The sequence below is a fragment of the Flexivirga sp. genome (assembly GCF_051955415.1).
In the GTDB taxonomy this organism is placed as follows: Bacteria; Actinomycetota; Actinomycetes; order Actinomycetales; family Dermatophilaceae; genus Flexivirga.
The window spans coordinates 25626-45736 of the sequence record NZ_JBQCGS010000021.1 but is presented as its reverse complement, the minus strand read 5'-3'; the positions used below and the strand labels follow the sequence as shown (position 1 = coordinate 45736).

Below are 20111 nucleotides of genomic sequence, written 5' to 3'. Positions count from 1 at the left end.
TCCGAGCAGCGAGTCGACGGAAGGCTCCGTGTGGTGTTCATGCCGCACCGGTGTCGCCCACGGTGTGGACGCGGTCGGGGCCGTCCTGTGCGGCGCGTTGCAGGCGGGTCTGCTCCAGGGCCTGCCGCAACAGGCTGCGTTCGGCGTCGGTGGCGGACGCGCCGCCGCGTGTGTGCTCCAAGAAGTCGCAGCACAGGTCCAGCGTCTCCTTACCGGCGACCTTGCTGGTGTAGCGGTGGTCCCGCAACTGCCGCACGGGCTGGTCGAACAGCAGCTGCACGGTGTGCGGGAACCGTCGACGCAGTTGCTCCATGGCCCCGAGCGGTCGGTTGCTGTCGGTCAAGGTGACCTGGCACCAGGCGCTTTCGGCCGACGTCAGCCCGGGGTCCGCGAGCAACACGTCGAGGGTGCCGCGCAGCTTGGCCAGTGGCCGCGTCACGGGCGCCTCGATCAACGTGGTGGTCACTGCCGGGTCGCCGGAACCGATCTCCAGGAGCACCGAACTCTTCCGGTGACCGGTCTCGGAGAACGACATGGCCACCGGTGAGCCGCTGTAGCGGCCGACGCCGGCCACGTCCTGGGCGCCGTGAAGATGGCCGAGGGCGGCATACGCGACGCCGTCGAACGTGGCGGCCGGCACGGCACTGGCACCGCCGACGGTGATGTCCCGCTCGGAGTCACAGGTCGCCGACCCGACGACGAAGGCGTGCGCCATCACGACCCCGGGCACGTCGCGGCCGGCCAGATCGGTGTGCACGCGCCGCATCGCGGCGCGCAGCACACCGGCGTGGGTGGCCTCCGTGGCGTCGAGAGCCGAGCAGGACAGCGACGGCTCGAGGTAGGGCAGGGGGTAGACGGCCACGCCGTCCAGCAGGACCGGTGATCCGACCGACGCCGGGTCCGTGCGGATGTGGACGCCGCCGTGCGCCAGCACCCGGGAGCCGAAGCCGAGCCGCACGGCCGAGTCGTGGTTGCCGGCCGAGATCACCACCGTCGCACCGGCGTCGCGCAGCCGCACCAGGGTCTCATCGAGCAGTTGCACGCTGCCGGGGCCGGGCAGTGCCCGGTCGTAGACATCGCCGGAGACCAGCACTGCGTCGATGCGCTCGGTGCGCACCACCTCCACCAGGTGGTCGAGGTATGCCGCCTGAGCCTGCTCCAGTGAGGCGCCGTGGAAGCTGCGTCCCAGGTGCCAGTCGGAGGTGTGAATCAGGCGCATGGCAGCAGGGTAAGAGCCACCGCCGACAGCGTCCGGCAGCATCCTCGGCGTGTGGCGGATCGTCCGCATGACGAGGACAGCCGCGTTTTTCCGCCGGTCGGCCGGAGAATGTGCAAGCGTGTCGTCACGCCGGTCGCCAGGAGGAGGCTCTGATGGGCAAGGAAGTCGCCGCCACGTCATACACCCGCGAGCAACGACAGCGGTATCGCGAGAAGGTGCGGCAGGACCTGGACGTCTTCGAGCGGATGCTGCACACACACAGCTTCGACTTCGAGCGCCAGCTGACCGGGATGGAGATCGAGCTCAACCTCGTCGGCGACGATCTGCAACCGGCGATGAGCAACGCCGACGTACTGACCAGCATCGCCGACGAGGACTACCAGACCGAGCTCGGGCAGTACAACATCGAGCTCAACGTCAGCCCGCGTCCGTTGCCCGGCGATGCAGCGCTGCAGCTGGAGAAGGATCTGCGTGACAGCCTCAACCGCGCCGAGCAGCAGGCCAACGCGGCCGGCGCCCAGATCGCGATGATCGGCATCCTGCCGACGCTGATGCCCGAGCACTTCACCACCGAGTGGATGAGTGCCAACGCTCGCTACGCGGCGCTCAACGAGGCGATCTTCGCCGCGCGGGGCGAGGACATCTTCATCGACATCGAGGGCTCCAGCGGGGATCGGCTGGCAATGTTCGCCGATTCCATCGCGCCGGAATCGGCCTGCACCTCGGTGCAGCTGCACCTGCAGGTGCAGCCCCATCGCTTCGCCGATCACTGGAACGCTGCGCAGGCGATGTCCGCGGTGCAGCTGGCGATCGGGGCCAACTCGCCCTATTTCTTCGGCAAGGAACTGTGGCACGAGAGTCGGGTGCCGCTGTTCGAGCAGGCGACCGATACCCGCGCCGTCGAACTGAAGAATCAGGGCGTGCGCCCGCGGGTGTGGTTCGGGGAACGGTGGATCACCTCGATCTTCGACCTGTTCGAGGAGAACGTCCGCTACTTCCCGGCGCTGCTGCCCGAGTCCACCGACGAGGACCCGGTGGCGGTGTTCGAGGCGGGCGACGCGCCGCAGCTGGCCGAGCTGCGGTTGCACAACGGCACCGTCTATCGCTGGAACCGCCCGATCTACGACATCGTGGACGGCAGCCCGCACCTGCGGGTCGAGAACCGCGTGCTGCCGGCCGGCCCGACGATCGTCGATTGTATGGCGAACAGTGCCTTCTACTACGGAGTCGTGCGGACACTGGCCGACTCCGACCGTCCGGTGTGGACGCGGATGAGTTTCGCGGCCGCGGAGGACAACTTCGCGGGCTGCGCTCGTCGCGGGATCGACGCCAAGGTCTACTGGCCGGGCTCCGGTGAGGTGCGCGCCGACGAACTCACTCTGCGGCACCTGCTGCCGATGGCGGACGAGGGCCTGAAGTCATGGGGCGTCGCCACCGAGGTGCGTGACCGCTACCTCGGCGTCATCGAGGAGCGCTGCCGCACCGGCCAGAACGGCGCGTCGTGGCAGATCGACTGCGTGCGGGCCCTGGAGGCCAAGGGCAAGGATCGCGCCAGCGCACTGGTGGAGATGCTGCGCCACTACCTGGACAACATGCACGGTGGGGAGCCGGTGCACACCTGGAAGCTCCCTTGATGGCTACCCTGCGAGGTCCCCGCCGGTGTTCCACCGCTGGATGCACGGTGTGCCGTGGTAGAAGCCGAGGGTCGACAGCGACCCGGCATTGAGGATGAGTTGGGCGCCCATCCGCGCCTCCTGCCGCAGGAAGATCGCGGCGAAGATCCGCAGTGAGTGGCCGTGCGCGACGAGAGCGACGTTGCCGATCTCCATGAGCGGCACGACGCGGCGCACGACGTGGCTGACGCGCGCCGCGACGTCCTCGACCGTCTCCCCGGGGGTGGCACCCGGCTCGACGCCGTCGGCGAAGATCTCCCACGACGGATCGCCGAGCTTCTCGCGGATCTGCGGCGTCGAAAGTCCTTCGTACGCACCGTAATCCCACTCGCGCAGGTCGTCGTCATACCGCAGGTCGGTCAGCCCGGCGAGCTCGGCGGTGCGACGCGCCCGCTGCATCGGGCTGCAGAACGTCGCGACGACATCCAGCTCGGCGACCTGATCGCGAAGTTTGCGCGCATCGGCCTCGCCTTCGGGCAACAGCGGGAGGTCGGTGGTCCCGGTGTGGCGCCCGTTGCGCGACCATTCGGTCGCTCCGTGCCGGATCAGGACGATGCTGTGCTCGGAGTGTGCGCTCAACGCGTGCCCCTCCTTCGCCCCACCCCACGAGGTCCTCCGCTCCTTCGTCGGGTCACGCGTTTCGCCCAGAATTCGTTGAAACGCTCGCTTCGCTCGCTCACCATGACCACGGTACTGGCAGTCTTGGAGCATGACGACTCAGCCTTCGGACGCCCACCGCTCCGTCACCATCGCCCGCACCGCACCCGGCACGTTCCGCGCGACCAACGCGCGCGGCGGCACGTTCGACTTCGGCAGCGGGGGAGACGACCAGTTCACCCCGGTCGAGTTGCTGCTCACCGCGATCGCCGGGTGCACCGGCATCGATGTCGACATCTTCACCACCCGCCGCAGTGAGCCGACCCGCTTCGAGGTCGTCGCGGAAGGGGACAAGCTGCGCGACGAACATGGTAATCACATGGGCCCGATCGACGTGACGTTCCGGATCGCCTTCCCCGAGGGCACCGACGGCGACGCGGCCCGGGCGGTGCTGCCCGACGCGATCCAGAAGTCGCACGAGCGGCTCTGCACGGTCAGCCGCACCGTGGCGCTCCCCACCGAGGTCACCATGCACCAGGCGGACTGACGTGCCACGGCACGTCGTGCTGCTGCGGGCGGTCAATGTCGGCGGACGCTGGGTGAAGATGCAACGCCTGCGCGAGGTGCTCACTGCGGAGGGGTTCGACGACGTGCAGACGCACATCCAGAGCGGCAACGTGCACGTCGGCACTCCCATGCGCAGCCCGGTGAAGCTCGCTGTCGCGTTGGAGAAGCTGCTTCAGGCCGAGTTCGGTTTCGCCATACCGTGTGTCGTCCGCAGCCCGGCACAACTGCGGGCGGTCGCCGCGTATGCCGACGGCTTGTCGGACCCGTTGGCCGGCGACACCCTGCGCCGCTACGTCACCTTCTTCCGGGAGCCGTTGCCGCAGGACCGCGCCGCGGAGTTGGCGCAGTGGTCCGAGCCGGGCGAGCGGCTGCACCCCGACGGTGCCGAATTGCACTGGTGGCTGGCCAAACCGACCCATGAGGCGAAGGTCTCGAATGCGCGTCTGGAGCGGGGTGGCGTGGTCGCCACCACGCGTGATCTGAAGGTGGTGCGCGCCCTCGCCGACAAATGGGGCGGCTGACGCTCGCGGGTCGTACGGTGGGCTCATGGCTCGCTACTTCGACGTGCATCCTCGGGACCCCCAGCCGCGCAGCATCGCGCAGGCCGTGCAGATCCTGCGCGACGGGGGCCTGATCGCCTATCCGACGGACTCGTGCTTCGCGCTCGGGTGCACGCTGGGCAATCGTGATGGTCGTGACCGGATCGTGCGCATCCGGCAGTTGAACGACAAGCACAACTTCACCCTCATGTGTCGCGACTTCGCCCAGCTCGGGCAGCTCGTGCACGTCGACAACCGGGTCTTCCGGGCGATCAAGTCGGCGACGCCCGGGCCCTACACGTTCATCCTGCCGGCGACGTCGGAGGTGCCGCACCGGCTGCAGCAACCGAAGAAGAAGACGGTCGGTGTCCGCATCAGCGATCACCCGGTCGCGCGTGCGCTGGTCGCCGAACTCGGCGAGCCGATCATGACCAGCACGCTGCTGCTGCCGGACGAAGAGGACCCGTTGACCGACGGCTGGCAGGTGAAGGACGCACTCGACCACCAGGTCGACGCCGTGATCGACTCCGGCGAGTGCGGCATCGAGCCGACGACCGTCGTCGACTTCTCCGACGGGTATGCCGAGGTCGTCCGAGTCGGCGCCGGCGACCCCACTCCGTTCGAGGCATGACCTATCTGCCGCCCGGCCCGGTCGCTGCGGCGGTTGCCGAAGTGGCGTCACGCGCCGACGGCCCGCCGCTCAACGCCGCGTTGCGGGTCACCTGCAGCTTCCATCCTGACCGGTGGGCCTCGCCCGGGTCGTCCGACCTCGTCATCGAACGTCTTGCCCGCGAAGGGATCTACACGTCACAGTTCGTGACGGGCACGAGCAACGGTGGCCTGACCGCGTTCCGGGGTGGCGACCGGTTCCGCTGGGAGCAAAGGATGTTCGGTGGCGTGTATGACGGTGCCGACCCGGAGCTGCGCCCGAAGTACGGCGCGTTGAATCACCGGCTCCGCAGCACGGGTGGGTCGCCGCGGTTCGGGTCCGCATACATCCGGCTGGCGGCGCACACGCTGGAACGCACCACGTTCTGCTACCCGGACAGTTTCGACAGTCCAGCGAACTTCGGTGTGGCAGCGTCCTGTTCGCTCACTGAGCTCGCAGACGCAGACGGTCGGGATCTGCTCGACGACTACGTCGAGGCGCACGTGCACGGTCACATCGAGCTGGCGACCGACGTCGAGGCGATGGTGCTCGATCCGAGTTTCCGCGGCACAACCGTCGAAACGGCGTCCCGGCAGCTGCCGTGCCCGGTCGAATGGCACCAGGGGTTCGTGGCCAACATGGCCGACATCGTCGCCCACCCGGCGTTTCGAGGCCCCGAAATCGTGGCTCTGGCAACGGAGTACGCGCTCGGCGGCGAGTTGACACCGCGACGCGTCGGTGACGTGGCGCGGACCGGGAAGCACCACCCGCAGGCGGTCAAACAGCTGTGGCACTACGTCGCCAGGTTCGGCACCGCGGAAGGTCGCCGCACGCGGGTCGCTGGCTAGAGTTGCACGCATGACACGTGCTCTGGTGGTGACGAAGCCGGGTGACCGGTCCGTGCTCGAGGTGCAGCAGGTCGACGTTCCGCCGCCGGGGCCGGGTGAGGTGCAGGTGCGGGTCGCCGCGGCGGGCGTGAACTTCATCGACGTCTACCAGCGTCAGGGCGTCTACCCGATGCAGACGCCGTTCGTGCTCGGCCAGGAGGGCGCCGGCACCGTCGAGGCCATCGGCCCGGAGGTGACCGACGTTGCGGTGGGTGATCGCGTCGCGTGGGCCGGGCCGATGGGTAGTGCCGCGGAGCTGGCCGATCTGCCCGCTGCCCGGGTGGTCCCGGTGCCCGACGGACTCGACCTGGACATCGCTGCGGCGGCGATGCTGCAGGGCATGACGGCCCACTACCTCGTCACCTCCACCTGGCCGGTGCAGTCGGGACAGATCGCCCTCGTCCATGCGGCGGCCGGGGGAGTGGGCCAGTTGCTGGTGCAGCTGATCAGCGGCCGCGGTGCCGCAGTGATCGCGACGGCCGGGAGCGACGAGAAGCTGGACATCGCACGGCAGCTCGGCGCCGACCACACGATCAACTACCGCCGATTCAGCGGCGACGCGCTGGCCGAGGAGGTTCGTCGCCTGGCCGGCCGCGGCGTCGACGTCGCCTACGACGGTGTCGGCAGGGCCACCTTCGACGCGTCCCTGAAGTCGTTGCGGCCGCGGGGCATGGGCGTGCTGTTCGGCGGCGCGAGCGGGCAGGTCGACCCGCTCGACCTGCAGGTCCTCAACCAGTTGGGCTCACTCTTCGTCACTCGTCCGACGCTCGCGTCCTACGTCGCCGATCGTGAGGAGTTGTTGTGGCGCTCCGCCGAGATCCTCGGCGCCCTTGCCGGCGGCACGCTGACCCTCGAGGTCGGCGGCCGGTTCCCGCTCGGTGACGCGGCGGCCGCCTACGAGGCGCTGGAGGGGCGCAGCACCACCGGCAAGCTGCTGCTGATTCCCTGACCGGTCGCCGGCGCGCTGCGCCGATGACGCCGCGAGCCCTCGACTTGAAATATATATAGTCAATGCATATAGTTCTGGATGGTTCTGAAGTCGTCCAGATGTGCAAGGAGCGAAGCAGTGAGTCATCCTGCGGCCGCTGAGAAGCAACGGCCTTCCATGTTCAACCAGCCGAAGGCGGTGTATGCCGTCGCCTTCGCCTGTGTCGTGTCGTTCATGGGTATCGGTCTGGTCGACCCGATCCTGCCGGCCATCTCGGAGCAGCTGCACGCGACGCCAAGCCAGGTGACGCTGCTGTTCACCAGCTACCTGGTCGTCACCGCTGTCGCGATGCTCATCACCAACGCGGTGTCCAGCCGCATCGGTGCGAAGAAGACGCTGATCGCCGGGCTGGCGCTCATCGTGGTGTTCGCGGGGCTGGCCGGCGCGGCCGGTTCGATCAACGGCATCGTCGGCTTCCGGGCCGGCTGGGGCCTGGGCAACGCGCTGTTCATCGCGACTTCGCTGGCGGTCATCGTGTCCTCCGCGACCGGCGGGTTCGCCGGCGCGATCATCCTCTACGAGACGGCGCTCGGCGTCGGTATCGCCTGCGGCCCGCTGCTCGGCGGACTGCTCGGCGAAATGTCTTGGCGTGGACCGTTCTTCGGCGTCTCGGTGCTGATGCTCATCGCGCTGATCGCGACCGTCTTCTTCCTGCCGGAGACCCCGAAGCCCGCGACGCACACCTCGGTGCTCGCCCCGCTGAAGGCGCTGACCCACCGTGGCCTGCTGACCATGGGTGTCGCGGCGCTGTTCTACAACTGGGCGTTCTTCACCATGCTCGGTTACGCGCCGTTCCCGATGAAGCTGTCGGCGATCCAGCTCGGCTTCGTCTTCTTCGGCTGGGGCATCCTGGTCGCGATCTTCGCTGTCTTCGGTGCGCCGTGGCTGCAGCGTCGTTTCGGCACTGCCCCAACGTTGTATGCCGCCCTCACCCTCTTCGCGGTCGACCTGGCGATCATCGCGATCTGGCCGACCCACCGCACGGTACTGATCTGCGCCGTCATCGCGGCCGGCATCTTCATCGGCATCAACAACACGCTGACGACCCAGGCGGTCATGGTGATCTCGCCGGTCGAGCGACCGGTCGCCTCGGCGGCATACGGCTTCGTCCGCTTCATCGGCGGCGGTCTCGCCCCGTTCGTCGCCGGCAAGTTGGTCGAGCACTACAACCTGCACCTGCCGTTCGCCATCGCTGCGGTGACCGCGGTCCTGGCGGCTGTTCTGCTGAGCACGGCGCACCGCACGCTGGCTGCCGCCGACAAGGGTATGGACGAGGACGGTCACCACGTCGCAGGAGCCGACTCGCCCGAGCAGATCTCTCACGAGGTCGGCGACGAATTCGGTGGCGCCGCAGGCGCTTTGGATGACTACGAGCGTGAGGAGGAGCGCAGCATCGACCCAGTGCGGTGATCGCTGTCCATCCTCCCCGGGCTCGTGAGAAGCTGAGTTCATGAGCCACACTCCAAACCCGTTGACCGAGCAGGACGTCGAACTTCTCCGCAAGGAGTTCGACGCCCGCTCGGTCAATCGCTTGTTCCAGAACGCCGTGACGAGCACTCCGATCACGCAGGTCGCGCTCGACCGGTCGGTCGTCACCCGCATCGACCGGTCCATGTCGCACCGGCTCGACAAGTGGCCGGTGACCAACCAGCAGAAGAGCGGCCGTTGCTGGATGTTCGCCGGTCTCAATCTGCTGCGCGCCGGTGTGATGGAGAAGCTGGGCGTCAAGGACTTCGAGCTCTCGCAGAACTACCCCCTCTTCTGGGACAAGCTCGAGCGCTGCAACTACTTCCTGCAGTCGATCGTCGAGCTGTCCGACCGTCCCTCGGACGACCGCACGCTGTCCTTCGTGCTGGAGGACGTGATGGGCGACGGCGGGCAGTGGAACATGTTTGCGGCACTTGTCACCAAGCACGGCGTCGTGCCCAAGTCGGTGATGCCGGAGACGGAGTCGTCGTCCAACACGGCGGCGATGAACAAGAGTCTGCGCAGCCTGTTGCGTCAGGCCGCGCGGGACATCCGGGTGGCAGGCGACGATGCTGCCGTCGAGCAGATCCGCTCGCGGGTGATGTCGGCGGCCTACCGGATCCTGGCCATTCACCTGGGTACGCCGCCCACCGAGTTCGAGTGGCAGTGGACCGATGACGAGGGCGAGTTCCACCGCGACGGGATGTTGACACCGGCGGAGTTCCGCGATCGCTATCTCACCGTCGACGTCAATGACTACGTGTGTTTGGTGGACGACCCGCGTTCGACCAGCCCTCGCGGCCGCACCTTCACCGTCGACCATCTGGGCAACATCGTCGGCGGAGCGCCGGTGCGTTACCTCAACGTCCCGTCGGACACCTTGAAGACGCTGGCGGCCGAGGCGATCAAGTCCGGTGAGCCGGTCTGGTTCGGCTGTGACGTGGGACAGATGATGGAGCGCGAGGCCGGTGTCTGGGACGCGGCGCTGTTCGATTTCGCCGGCATCTACGACACCAGCTTCGAGCTGGACAAGGCAGCGCGGCTGGAGTTCCACGAGACGCTGATGACGCACGCCATGCTGTTGACCGGTGTCGACCTGGACGGTGACACACCGCGCAAGTGGCGTGTCGAGAACTCCTGGGGTGACGAGCGGGCCGACAAGGGCTTCTACACGATGAACGACTCGTGGTTCGGGGAGTACGTCTTCGAGATCGCCGCGCGACGCGACAGCCTGCCGGCCGAGCTGCAGGATGCGTTGAACGCCGAGCCGATCGTGCTGCCCGCCTGGGATCCGATGGGCTCGCTCGCCTAGATGGATCAGACGACACGCCACCAATTCACTTCGTTCGACGGCACCCAGCTCGTATGGCGCGAGCTGGGTGACGGCCGGCCGGTCGTGCTGATCCACGGCTTCGTCTCCAACGCATTGACCAACTGGATCCGCTACGGCCACGCGGAAGCCATTGCCGAGCAAGGCTTCCGGGTGATCATGCCGGACCTGCGCGGCCACGGCGACAGTGCGCAACCGCACGACGCGGCGGCATACCCGCCGGACGTGCTGGCCATGGACGGCGCAGCGCTCGTGGAGCACCTCGGCCTGACCGACTACGACCTCGGCGGCTACTCGCTCGGCGCGCACACCACCATCCGGATGGTGCTACGCGGTGCCCGGCCGGCGCACGTGATCACCGCGGGGATGGGGCTGGCCGGCATCGAGAACCTCAAGACGCGTGATGACGTCTACGAGACCGCGTTCGACCTCGATCAGGAGGTCGACAAGCGGTCGGCCGCCGGTAAGGCGCGCATCTTCATGCGGCAGACCGGTTCCGACCCGGTCGCCCTGCGCGGTGTCTGGCGCTCCAGTGTGCGCACCGATCCGGCTGAGCTGGCAAAGGTGTCGCAGCCGCTGCTCGCGGTGTGCGGTGCCCAGGACGACGACCACCGCGAGGGCGCCGAGCGGCTTGCGCATGCCGTGCCGCACGGCACCTTCGTGGAGATCCCCGGCAACCACATGAGTGCCGTTGCCGATCGCGCGCTGGGTCGCACGATTGCTGACTGGCTGGGCTCGCCGGACACATGACAGACGCCGATTACGACGGTTCTCCGAGGCGTACGCGAAACAGAACGAGACCGGCCTGTTCAACGCCTACTACGAGAAGCCAGCGATGCTGCGTCTCGCCGGGGACGTCTCCGGACGGCGCATCCTCGATGCGGGATGCGGCTCGGGTCCCACGACGGCCACCCTCCGTGACGCCGGGGCTCACGTTCACGGCTTCGACCGAAGCGCCGCCATGATCGAGTTGGCACGCGCCCGCCTCGGCCCGGAGGTCGACCTGCGTGTCGCCGACCTCGCTGAGCCGCTGCCGTACGGCGATGCGGAGTTCGACGATGTCATCGCCTCGCTCGTGCTGCATTACCTGGATGACTGGTCCGCGCCGCTCGCCGAGATCCGGCGTGTGCTCAAGCCAGGTGGTCGACTGCTGGTGTCGGTGAACCACCCCGTTATCTTCCCGGTCGTCCATCCCGACCTGGACTACTTTGCCATGACGAAGTACACCGAGGACTACGAGTTCTCCGGGCACACAGTGTGGCTGACGTTCTTCCACCGGCCACTGCACACCATGACGGACTCCTTCACGTCCGCGGGCTTCCGAATCACTACTATCAGCGAGCCACCACCGGCGCCGAACACTCCCGTGGAACTGCTCCCGGACGGCTTGGACGAAGGCAAGTCGTTCCTGTGCTTCCTCTTCTTCGTCCTCGAGGCCGTCTAATCCTGGGGCGCGACGTTCGCGGTCGCGTTCGTGGCGTCGGAGCCAGACAGCGGCCGAGAGCTGGTTTCACGCTGCTGCGGCGTGGTGTCCGGGCATGCGCCCGGGTGTGAGGTCCCAGTGGACGCCGTCGGGTCGGACCTCGGCCATGTAACCCTGCCGGTGGACGGTGTGGTGGTGGCGGCTGCACAGGAGTGCGGAGTTGATGACGGAGGTGTGGCCGCCGGCCCACCAGGGGGTGAGGTGGTGGATTTCGCAGAATCCGGGTGGTCGGTCGCAGCCGGGGAAGGTGCAACCCCGGTCGCGCAGGATGACTGCGGCCCGGATGGCTTTGGTGGCCAGGCGTTGTCGGCGGCCGACGTCCAGGGGGGCGCTGGGTCCGCCGAGGACGGCGGGGATGAGGTCGGCGGCGCAGGCCAGGCGGCGGGCGGCGCCGGCGTCGAGGACGTCCCCGGTGGTGGTGGTTGCCCCGTCACTGCCGTGGGTCAATGTTTCCAGGTTCATGGTCAGGAGCACGGTGGCTGCGGCGGCTTGGACGCCTTCCCCGGTCGCGGCGCGGGCGCCGGCACCGACCAGGTCCATGAGGGCGTCGACGCGGCGTTTGCCGGGGGACCGTTCGTCCCGCACCGGCTCCTGGCTGTCGTTGGTGGGTTTCGCGGGCTTGGGTGCGGAGGTGGCCGTGATCGCGTCTTTGAGGATTGCGGCGTTGGCGGGTGCCAGTTCGGCGACGACCCGGGTCATCCCGGTGGGGGTGGTGCCCCAGGACAGGGTTTCGACCCGTTCGAGTTTTTCGTCTTCGCGGGAGAGTTGGTCGGGGGCGAATCGGGCGAGGATCCGCCGGGTCAGCAGGGTCAGCCCGGCGCATCCGAGGCCGGGGTCGATCTGCAGGTACCAGCCGAGGATTTCGTCGCGGTCGGCGGTGGGGATCACGGGTGCGATTTTGTCGGCTTGGGTCAGCGCGGTTCGGGCGGATTCCACCGAACAGGTCCCTTGCCGTAACGCTTGCGTGATGACGGTGTTCTTGCGGTGCTGGCAGGCGTCGGCCACTGCTGCCATCGCCCGGATCGTGCGCGGTTCGACCAGCACCCCACCGCCCTGTCCGTGCGCGGCCTGTGCGGTGAGGTGTCCGGTGATCCAGTGACTGGTGGTGGCCGCATCCGAGGGTGACACGACACCCCGGTCGACCGCGTCGGCGGCCACCAGGGTGGCCACTTGCGCGGACCGGCCGTGCAACCGCAGCAGGACCGCGACCAACTCGTCCTCCTGCTCGGTGCCGAGCTGGTGCACCGCCCCCGGCACCTCGTCCAACAGGTCCGCGACCGTGCGCAGCGCGGCGAGTAACTCCGGTCCACGACCGGGCGCGGCAGGTGTGACAACGTCTTCGGAACCGGTGCCCACGCGGGAGAGCGTGAGAGGTTCGCCGGTCAGCTGGGAATTGGCATCCATGTCGCGAACCTCCCTCCCGCGCAATGCTTTCGACGTACTTTGATTCTACCGCAGGGGCGTGGGGAAACCTAGAAATTCTTCGAACACGTTTGCGGTGAAACGTATCGGCACTGCGCCCGCGAAGCCGCCGTCATCCGCCCCGACGGACCCGTCGTCCCGCCCGAGAGGTGACCGATGGTCGTAAAGGACCACCCCCAGGCCACCCCGCCTAAGGGCTTGTGCTGGCGGGCGAGGTCTCGATACGGCCTCGGCTGGCGCCTCGTCCTCCTCGACCAGCGCAGGGGGTGCTCGGCTGGCGCCTCGTCCTCCTCGATCGGCGGGGAGTCGGCCGTGCGACGCCGATTCGTGCCGGCCGACAGCCACTGCTAGTGTGTTCTTAACGAGAATGACTATCAATACGAATTGAGGGAACACATGCGTCTGGCGTGGGTCGCGGCCGTGGTCGTGCCGGTCTTCGTCCTGTCCGGCTGCGGTTCCGGTCAGGATGCGGGGACGTCGGACGGCAGGATCGGAGTGGTCGCGAGCACCAACGTGTACGGCGACATCGTCCGGCAGATCGGCGGCGATCACGTCGACGTCACCTCGGTGCTGAGCGATCCGAACATGGACCCGCACGGGTACGAGTCCAACGCCAAGAACGCCGCGACGGTCTACGACGCCCGCCTGGTCGTGGAGAACGGCCTCGGGTACGACAGCTTCATGGACGAGCTGACCTCCGCCGCCGGCTCACGGCACCAGACCGTGGTCACCGCAGCGAAGGTGTTGGGAGTCGAGGGCAAGGACGCCAACCCGCACCTGTGGTACGACATACCCGCGATGCCCAAGGTGGCCGACGCCGTCGCGACCGAGCTGGGCAGGATCGACTCGAAGAATGCCGGCGAATACCGCCGCAACGCAAGGAAGTTCGCCACGTCGCTGAAACCCGTCGAGAAGGTCCTGCACACGATCAGGGCCAAGGACGGCGGTGCGAAGATCGCGTACACCGAGCGGGTCGCCGGCTACTTGCTGGCCGATGCCGGGCTGCGGCTGGGCATCCCCTCCGGTTTCCCGCGGGCCGTCGAAGAGGGGGACGACCCCAGCCCGGGCGATACGCTTGCCTTCGACAAGGCCTTGCAGCAGCGATCGGTGCGCGCACTGATCTACAACAGCCAGGTCACCGACAAACAGACCGACCAGCTGAAGCAACAGGCGAAGGACGCCGGCGTCCCGCGGGTCGCAGTGACGGAGACGATGCCAGCCAAGAGCACGGACTACCAGTCGTGGCAGCTGCAGCAGGCCGAAGCACTTGCTGCGGCGCTGGAGAGATCAGCATGACAGGCACGCCACCGAAGGCGCCGGTGATCGACTTCCGCGGCGCCACCCTCACGCTCGGCGGACGCACCCTGTGGTCGGAGCTCGACCTCGGCGTCCAGCCGGGGGAGTTCGTGGCGATCCTCGGCCCGAACGGTGCGGGGAAGACCACGCTGCTGCGAGCTCTGCTCGGCCTGCAGGAGTTGTCCGCGGGCACCGTACAGGTCGCGGGCCGCAAACCCTCCCGCGGCAGTTCGGACGTCGGCTACGTGCCGCAGCAGAAGATCTTCGACGGCGACCTCGGGCTGCGGGGACGGGATCTGGTGGCCCTCGGTGCCGACGGGCACCGCTTCGGTATGCCGTGGGCGCGTCCCGCCGTGCGCGTGGCGACCGACGAGATGATCCGCGCGGTGGGCGCGGCGTCATACGCAGATGCGCCCGTGGGCAAACTCTCCGGAGGGGAACAACAACGCTTGCGGATCGCGCAAGCCCTGATGAGCAACCCCCAGGTGCTGCTGTGCGACGAACCTCTGACGTCGCTCGACCTGCGGCACCAGGAAGGTGTGCTCGAACTCCTGGACCGGCGCCGGCGCTCGGCGGGCACGGCAGTCGTCATGGTGACCCACGAGATCAACCCGATCCTGCCCTATGTCGACCGCATCATCTATCTCGTCGGCGGCAACTGGGCGGTCGGCACGCCCGACGAGGTGCTGACCACCGAGCGTCTGTCCAGTCTGTATGGCGCACCCGTGGACGTGTTGCGGGTGCGCGGCCGGGTCATTGTCGTCGGCGGTGGCGAGTCGCCCGAGCAGTCCCATCACTGTGGTTCCGTCGAGTTGGCGGTCAGCGAATGAGCCAGATGCTGGACATGCTGCACTATCCGTTCGCCCAGCACGCCCTGATCGCCGCGACGCTGATCGCGTTGACCTGCGGACTGGTGGCGCCGTTCGTGGTGATGCGGGACATGGCCTTCGCGGTACACGGCACCGCCGAGCTGTCCTTCCCGAGCGCGGTCGCCGGCCTGCTGATCGCTGGTGACGCCGTCAGCGGCGCACTCATCGGATCATGCGTGGTGGCAGTGGCTTTCGCCCTGCTCGGCCGACGCCGCAGCGAGAGCAACACCGCCATCGGTGTGGTGCTCGCCTTCGGCCTCGGCCTCGGCGTCTTTCTGTTGAGCTTCTACGACGGCTTCTCCTCGGCCGCCACCAACATCCTCTTCGGCTCCCTCGTGTCGGCCTCGACGAGGGACGTGCTGATCCTCGGCGTGCTCGCGGTGCTCGTGGTCATCACCATGGTGGTGATCTTCCGGCCGTTGCTCTTCGCCTCGGTGGATCCGGCCGTCGCCACCGCCCGGGGTGTGCCGGTGCGCCGGCTCGGCCTGGTGTTCCTGCTGCTGCTCGCGCTCACCGTGACCGAAGCGGCGCAGGTGGTCGGCACGCTGCTGGTGCTCAGCCTGGCGATCACCCCCGCCGCGGCAGCACGCCGGTGGACAGCGAACCCCATTGCGTTCACTGCACTCTCGGTGCTGTTCGCGCTGCTGGCCGCGGACGGTGGATTCCTGCTCAGCCTCGCGCTGAGTGACACCGACATCAAGGCGAGCGTGCTGATCGCATTCACCAGCTTCGCGATCTACCTGGTGTCCTTCGTGGCTGAGCGGCTGCGCCGCAATGCCGGCCGGCCGCACCCGCAGCCCGCGACTACTTGATCCCCGTCCCGGCGATTCCCTGCACGATGTGTCGCTGGAAGAGAAGGAACACCACGAAGAGCGGCAGCGCGCCGAGCACCGCGGTGGCCATCACCTGTGCGTAGAGGATCCCGAAGCCGCCGGCGACGGTCGCCATACCCACCGGGATGGTCATCTGATCGACATTGCTCAGCGCGAGCAGTGGCCACAGAAAGTTGTTCCAGCTGGTCACGAAGGTGAAGATCGCGACCGCGGAGACAGCGGGCCGGCACAGCGGCAGGCAGACGCGCCAGTAGATGCTGAACCACGAGGCGCCGTCGATGCGTGCGGCGTCGATCAGCTCACGCGGCAGGCCGCTGAAGAACGACTCGAAGATGAACACGGCGACCGGAGCGGCAGCGGCCGGCAGCACCATCGCCCAGTAGGTGTTGAGCAGGTGCATGCCGTGCACGATTTGGTAGAGCGGCAGCACGAGGATCTGGCCCGGGATCAGCAGACCCGCCAACACGAAGGCGATCAAGCCGCCGCGGCCGGCGAACCGCGTCTGCGCCAGTGCGAACCCGATCATCGAGGTGACCAGAAGCGTGAGGACGACCGTGAGCACGGCGATGATCAGACTGTTGAGATACCAGGTCATGATCGGCGTGTGGTCGATGACCTTGCTGTAGGCGTCGAGCGAGAAGTGCGAGCTCCACCAGCTGGTCGGGCGCGCCGCGATCTCACCCTCCGGCTTCAGCGACGTGTCGACCGCGAAGAGCAGCGGGATGATCCAGATGACCGCGAAGACGGCCAGCACCAGGCCCGAGAAGACCTTGAACGTGCGCGATCGACCGTTGTAGTCGAGTGCGTTGGTCGCGTGGACAGCCATCACGATGCCTTCCGGGAGTGCCGGCGGAGCAGGAACCAGACGACCGAGACCACCGCGACGATGACGAAGTAGACGATGGTGGCCGCCGATGCGTAGCCCGCGCGGTAGTCGGAGAAACCGATGTCGTAGATGAACTCCATGACCGGGCGGGTGGAGGTCCCGGGGCCGCCGCCGGTCATCAGATACATCTGGTTGAAGACCTGCATGCTGGCGATGATCTGCAACATCGTGACCAGCACGATGGTCGGCCGCAGCAACGGGAGCGTGACCGACCGCAGCGTGCGTGCGGGGCTCGACCCGTCGATGGCCGCCGCCTCGTAGACATCGGTCGGGATCTCCTGCAAGCCGGCGAGGAAGAGCACGAAGTTGAATCCGAGCGTCCACCACACCGTCAGCGCCGCCACCGAGATGAAGGCCCATTTGGTCTCGCCGAGCACGTTCGGGGGAGTCATCCCCAGTGCGTCGATCCAGTGCGGGATGAGGCCGATCTGGCCGGCATACAGCCAGGTGAAGATCATCGTCACCGAGGTGACCGGCAGCACGAACGGCGCGAAGAAGATGAAGCGCACCAACGCTTTTCCGCGTCGGACGCGTTCGGCGAGCACCGCGAACACGAAGGCCAGGATCACCAGTGGTGGCGTGGTCAGCACGGTGAACCACACCGTGTGTCCCATCGAGGACCAGAAGTCGGAGCTGGTGAAGATGTCGCGGTAATTGGCCAGCCCGACCGACTCGCCGAGCCCGGACTTGACGGATGTCGCGTTGAAGAAGCTCATCACCAGGCCGTAGACGGCCGGGCCGATCAGGAAGAGCAGGTAGAGCACCAGGAACGGTGCGCTGAACGCCCAGCCGGCACGGTTCTCGTCGCTGCCGCCGCCCGGTCTGCGGCGCACGGCCGGACGGGCGCTGACGAGCGTGCCGTCATCGATGACTGTGGTGGCCATGTGTGCTGCTCCTCATCCCACCGGCGGTTTGGCGGAGGCGTAGGGCCGCAGGCCGTCGCGCATCGCGCGCACGGCACCCGCGGGCGACGTGGCGCCGGACTGGGATCCGGCGATGGCGGCCCCGACGACGTTCTCGAACTCGCTGCCCGCACCGGAGTACCAACCCGGCGGGTCGTACTGTGCCGCGTCGGCCGCGGCGACGTAGTTGGCCTGTGGCTTCATCGCCTTGAAGGCGGCGGAGTCACGCACGGGCAACCAGGCCGGGATGTGCCCGCCCTTGGCCCAGGTGCGGCTGTTCTGCAGGATCGACTTGATGAATGTGACCGCATGCGAACGGCGTTCGGCGTCCATCGCGCCGTTCGTCGGTATGACGAAGGAGTGGCTGTCGGCGTACGTCGCCAGTTTCGGACCGTAGAGGTGGGGGACGGGCACGACGTTGAACTTCAGCGATGTCGCCTCGTACGTCGGGATCTGCCATTCCCCGTCGAAGAGGAAACCCGCCTTGCCGGTGGAGAACAGCGAGGTGACCCCGGTGGGGTCGACGGAGCTGGGCATCAGGCCGCTCCGGGTGAGGCTGCGCAGGTAGGTCAGCGCCTTGATCGCGAGGTCGTCGTCGATGGTGATCTTCGTGCCGTGGTCGGCCAGGAAGGTGCCGCCGAGCTGGTAGTAGAGGGTGGCGAAGAACCGCAGATTCGTGGACGGGTCGTTGGTGACGGCGACGACGCCGCCGTAGTGGCCGGTGACCCGCTGCGCGGCGCGCAGTGCCGCGGTCAGTTCGTCCGGTCCGTGGATCGGCTTCAGGGAGCCGTCGGCGTCCAGCAGTCCGGCCTTGCGGCACACGGTCTCGTTGTAGAACATCACGAAGGGGTGAGTGTCCAGCGGTACGGCGTGCACCTTCCCGCCGACGGTGGCCTTCTGGATCGCCGCAGGCGTGAAATCGGATGTCGGCATACCGGCGGAATCCAGCTCCGCAGAAGTGAATTCACTCACCAGGCCGGCGTCGACGAAGGTTTGCAACCTGGACAGGTGCAGGATCGCGACGTCCGGGGGCGCTCCGCCGGCAGTGGCCAGCGCCAGCTTGGTGTAGTAGGGCGTGCCCCACGCCAGCACAGTGGCGTTGAGGTCGGTGGCCGGATGGTGCGCGGAGTAGACGTCCTCCATCGCGATCATGTTGGCGCCGTCGCCGCCGGTGAACAGGTTCCAGAAGGTGAGCTTGCTCGGTGGCGGAGCAACGCCGAAAAGATTTCTCGTCACCGGAGATCCGCAGCCCGACAGCGCGCCGACCGCGGCGGCGCCCAAACCGGCACCGAGCAGTGCGCGGCGGGAGGGCAACGGGCCGCTCACTCGGCTCGGCGGGGACGTTCGGCGCGGCGATCGCTCGGCCGGGGGATTCGACATACAGCAGCACCTCCTTGTGCCCGATGGATCCTTGCATCGTTGCATGCAACGATGCAAGGACTTCTGATAACTTTCCTCGGGTGGCGGTCACATTGCGGGAGGTAGCGGCGCATGCCGGGGTGTCGGTGCGCACGGTTTCCAATGTTGTCAACGACTTTCCGCAGGTCGCGGACGCGACCCGAGCGACGGTGCAGGCCTCGATCGATGCGCTCGGTTACCGGCCCAACAAGGTGGCGCGGCGGCTGCGCTCCGGGCGCACCGGAGTGGTCGGCCTGCTCATCCCACGACTCGCCGAGCACTACTTCGCCGAGCTCGCCGATGCCGTGGTGACCGAGGCACGGCAGTGCGACCTGTCGGTGGTCGTCGACCAGACCGACGGCCGCCGGGACAGCGAGACCTCGCCGTTGCGGCAGGGTCTGGACGACGGCTTGTGGGACGGCGCCATCGTCAGTCCTTTGAGCATGACCCGCAGCGACCTCGCTCGGCACGCGGGCGCGCCGTTGGTGGCGCTCGGTGAGCACGGCGCGACCTTCGATCTGGCCTGGGTCGGCAGCGACAACGTGAGCGCGTCCCGTGATGCCACCGATCACTTGATCTCGTGTGGCCGCAGCCGGATCGCCGTGGTGGGGGACCAGCACGGTTTCGGCGGCGAGACCGGCGCTCTGCGCACCCGCGGCTACCGGGCTGCGATGCGCGCGGCCGGTCTGCGGGTGCGTCGCGAATGGGTCATCGCCCCCGGCGGCTACGGGCGGGTCGAAGGAGCTGCGGCGGCGCGTCGCCTGCTCGCCGCGAAGATCCGCCCCGATGCGATCTTCTGCTTCAACGACGAACTCGCCTTCGGTGTCCTGCACGCGCTGGACGCGGCAGGCGTGATCGTGCCGGACGAGGTCGCGGTGATGGGCTGGGACGACCTGAACGACGCGCAGTTCTCGGTGCCCGGTCTGACCTCGGTGAGCGTCGACCGGCACGCCCTCGCGCGGGCCGCCCTGCAGCAGTTGCTGCCCCAGATCGCGGGCCGGGGCTCGTCCCACGACCACGTGGTCATCCCCCATCGACTCGCCGTCCGCGCGAGCACCGGGGGAGCCGACCTGCCCGACCATCCACTGACGCACTGACGCTCACTC

20 protein-coding genes are annotated in these 20111 nt (G+C 67.9%); 14 read left to right on the top strand and 6 right to left on the bottom strand.

What is annotated here, in order from left to right; translation table 11 throughout:
* Nucleotides 1–37: 37 nt before the first annotated feature.
* On the bottom strand, nt 38–1219 hold the full coding sequence (locus tag ACTHL4_RS03920; protein WP_440281430.1) for an exonuclease SbcCD subunit D: 1182 nt from the start codon (nt 1217–1219) through the stop codon (nt 38–40).
* Between the two features lie 152 nt (nt 1220–1371).
* On the opposite strand from ACTHL4_RS03920, the gene ACTHL4_RS03915 reads away from it, so the two are divergent.
* Entirely contained in the window at nt 1372–2853 is a 1482-nt protein-coding gene (locus ACTHL4_RS03915) for a glutamate--cysteine ligase (RefSeq protein WP_440281429.1), read from the top strand.
* A gap of 3 nt (nt 2854–2856) precedes the next feature.
* On the opposite strand, the gene ACTHL4_RS03910 is transcribed toward ACTHL4_RS03915, so the two are convergent.
* Nucleotides 2857–3471 (bottom strand): histidine phosphatase family protein, encoded by a 615-nt coding sequence (locus ACTHL4_RS03910; protein WP_440281428.1) that lies wholly within the window; start codon nt 3469–3471, stop codon nt 2857–2859.
* A gap of 130 nt (nt 3472–3601) precedes the next feature.
* Between ACTHL4_RS03910 and ACTHL4_RS03905 the strand changes: the two genes are divergently transcribed.
* The 9 genes from ACTHL4_RS03905 (at nt 3602) to ACTHL4_RS03865 (ending at nt 11360) form a co-directional block, all read left to right on the top strand.
* Nucleotides 3602–4036, top strand: a complete 435-nt coding sequence (locus ACTHL4_RS03905; RefSeq protein ID WP_440281427.1) for an OsmC family protein — start codon at nt 3602–3604, stop codon at nt 4034–4036.
* A gap of 1 nt (nt 4037) precedes the next feature.
* Nucleotides 4038–4577 (top strand): DUF1697 domain-containing protein, encoded by a 540-nt coding sequence (locus ACTHL4_RS03900; RefSeq protein ID WP_440281426.1) that lies wholly within the window; start codon nt 4038–4040, stop codon nt 4575–4577.
* A gap of 25 nt (nt 4578–4602) precedes the next feature.
* Complete coding sequence (locus tag ACTHL4_RS03895; RefSeq protein ID WP_440281425.1) at nt 4603–5226, top strand: L-threonylcarbamoyladenylate synthase; 624 nt, start codon at nt 4603–4605, stop codon at nt 5224–5226.
* Nucleotides 5223–6092: a DUF3626 domain-containing protein gene (locus tag ACTHL4_RS03890; protein ID WP_440281424.1), complete on the top strand. Its 870-nt coding sequence runs from the start codon at nt 5223–5225 to the stop codon at nt 6090–6092. Before ACTHL4_RS03895 ends, ACTHL4_RS03890 begins: the two co-directional genes overlap by 4 nt.
* Nucleotides 6093–6102: 10 nt before the next feature.
* Nucleotides 6103–7080, top strand: a complete 978-nt coding sequence (locus ACTHL4_RS03885) for a quinone oxidoreductase family protein (protein WP_440281423.1) — start codon at nt 6103–6105, stop codon at nt 7078–7080.
* A 117-nt stretch (nt 7081–7197) separates the two neighbouring features.
* Complete coding sequence (locus tag ACTHL4_RS03880; RefSeq protein ID WP_440281422.1) at nt 7198–8529, top strand: MFS transporter; 1332 nt, start codon at nt 7198–7200, stop codon at nt 8527–8529.
* Between the two features lie 40 nt (nt 8530–8569).
* Nucleotides 8570–9898: an aminopeptidase C gene (locus ACTHL4_RS03875; RefSeq protein WP_440281421.1), complete on the top strand. Its 1329-nt coding sequence runs from the start codon at nt 8570–8572 to the stop codon at nt 9896–9898.
* Entirely contained in the window at nt 9899–10666 is a 768-nt protein-coding gene (locus ACTHL4_RS03870) for an alpha/beta fold hydrolase (protein ID WP_440281420.1), read from the top strand.
* A gap of 85 nt (nt 10667–10751) precedes the next feature.
* Nucleotides 10752–11360, top strand: coding sequence for a class I SAM-dependent methyltransferase (locus tag ACTHL4_RS03865; RefSeq protein WP_440281419.1), 609 nt, complete (start codon nt 10752–10754; stop codon nt 11358–11360).
* Between the two features lie 66 nt (nt 11361–11426).
* Here ACTHL4_RS03865 and ACTHL4_RS03860 read toward each other — a convergent pair whose 3' ends face one another.
* Nucleotides 11427–12803 carry a DUF222 domain-containing protein gene (locus tag ACTHL4_RS03860; protein WP_440281418.1) on the bottom strand — a complete coding sequence of 459 codons (1377 nt, stop codon included), beginning with the start codon at nt 12801–12803 and terminating at the stop codon, nt 11427–11429.
* Between the two features lie 414 nt (nt 12804–13217).
* Here ACTHL4_RS03860 and ACTHL4_RS03855 point away from each other — a divergent pair, with 414 nt between their 5' ends.
* From ACTHL4_RS03855 to ACTHL4_RS03845, 3 genes are read left to right on the top strand one after another with little or no spacing between them, the layout of a single operon-like run.
* Nucleotides 13218–14117 carry a metal ABC transporter solute-binding protein, Zn/Mn family gene (locus tag ACTHL4_RS03855; RefSeq protein WP_440281417.1) on the top strand — a complete coding sequence of 300 codons (900 nt, stop codon included), beginning with the start codon at nt 13218–13220 and terminating at the stop codon, nt 14115–14117.
* A complete protein-coding gene (locus tag ACTHL4_RS03850; RefSeq protein WP_440281416.1) occupies nt 14114–14947 on the top strand; it encodes a metal ABC transporter ATP-binding protein in 834 nt (277 codons plus the stop codon). Before ACTHL4_RS03855 ends, ACTHL4_RS03850 begins: the two co-directional genes overlap by 4 nt.
* Entirely contained in the window at nt 14944–15798 is an 855-nt protein-coding gene (locus tag ACTHL4_RS03845) for a metal ABC transporter permease (RefSeq protein WP_440281415.1), read from the top strand. The genes ACTHL4_RS03850 and ACTHL4_RS03845 overlap by 4 nt, the downstream gene beginning before the upstream one ends.
* On the opposite strand, the gene ACTHL4_RS03840 is transcribed toward ACTHL4_RS03845, so the two are convergent.
* Genes ACTHL4_RS03840 through ACTHL4_RS03830 form a run of 3 tightly spaced genes read right to left on the bottom strand, consistent with a single transcriptional unit; the run spans nt 15791 to nt 18843 of the window.
* Nucleotides 15791–16645, bottom strand: coding sequence for a carbohydrate ABC transporter permease (locus ACTHL4_RS03840; protein ID WP_440281414.1), 855 nt, complete (start codon nt 16643–16645; stop codon nt 15791–15793). The genes ACTHL4_RS03845 and ACTHL4_RS03840 overlap by 8 nt on opposite strands.
* A complete protein-coding gene (locus tag ACTHL4_RS03835) occupies nt 16645–17589 on the bottom strand; it encodes a carbohydrate ABC transporter permease (RefSeq protein ID WP_440281413.1) in 945 nt (314 codons plus the stop codon). Before ACTHL4_RS03835 ends, ACTHL4_RS03840 begins: the two co-directional genes overlap by 1 nt.
* Before the next feature lie 12 nt (nt 17590–17601).
* Nucleotides 17602–18843, bottom strand: coding sequence for an extracellular solute-binding protein (locus tag ACTHL4_RS03830; RefSeq protein ID WP_440281412.1), 1242 nt, complete (start codon nt 18841–18843; stop codon nt 17602–17604).
* Nucleotides 18844–19067: 224 nt separating this feature from the next.
* Between ACTHL4_RS03830 and ACTHL4_RS03825 the strand changes: the two genes are divergently transcribed.
* A complete protein-coding gene (locus tag ACTHL4_RS03825) occupies nt 19068–20102 on the top strand; it encodes a LacI family DNA-binding transcriptional regulator (protein WP_440281411.1) in 1035 nt (344 codons plus the stop codon).
* Nucleotides 20103–20111: the final 9 nt, after the last annotated feature.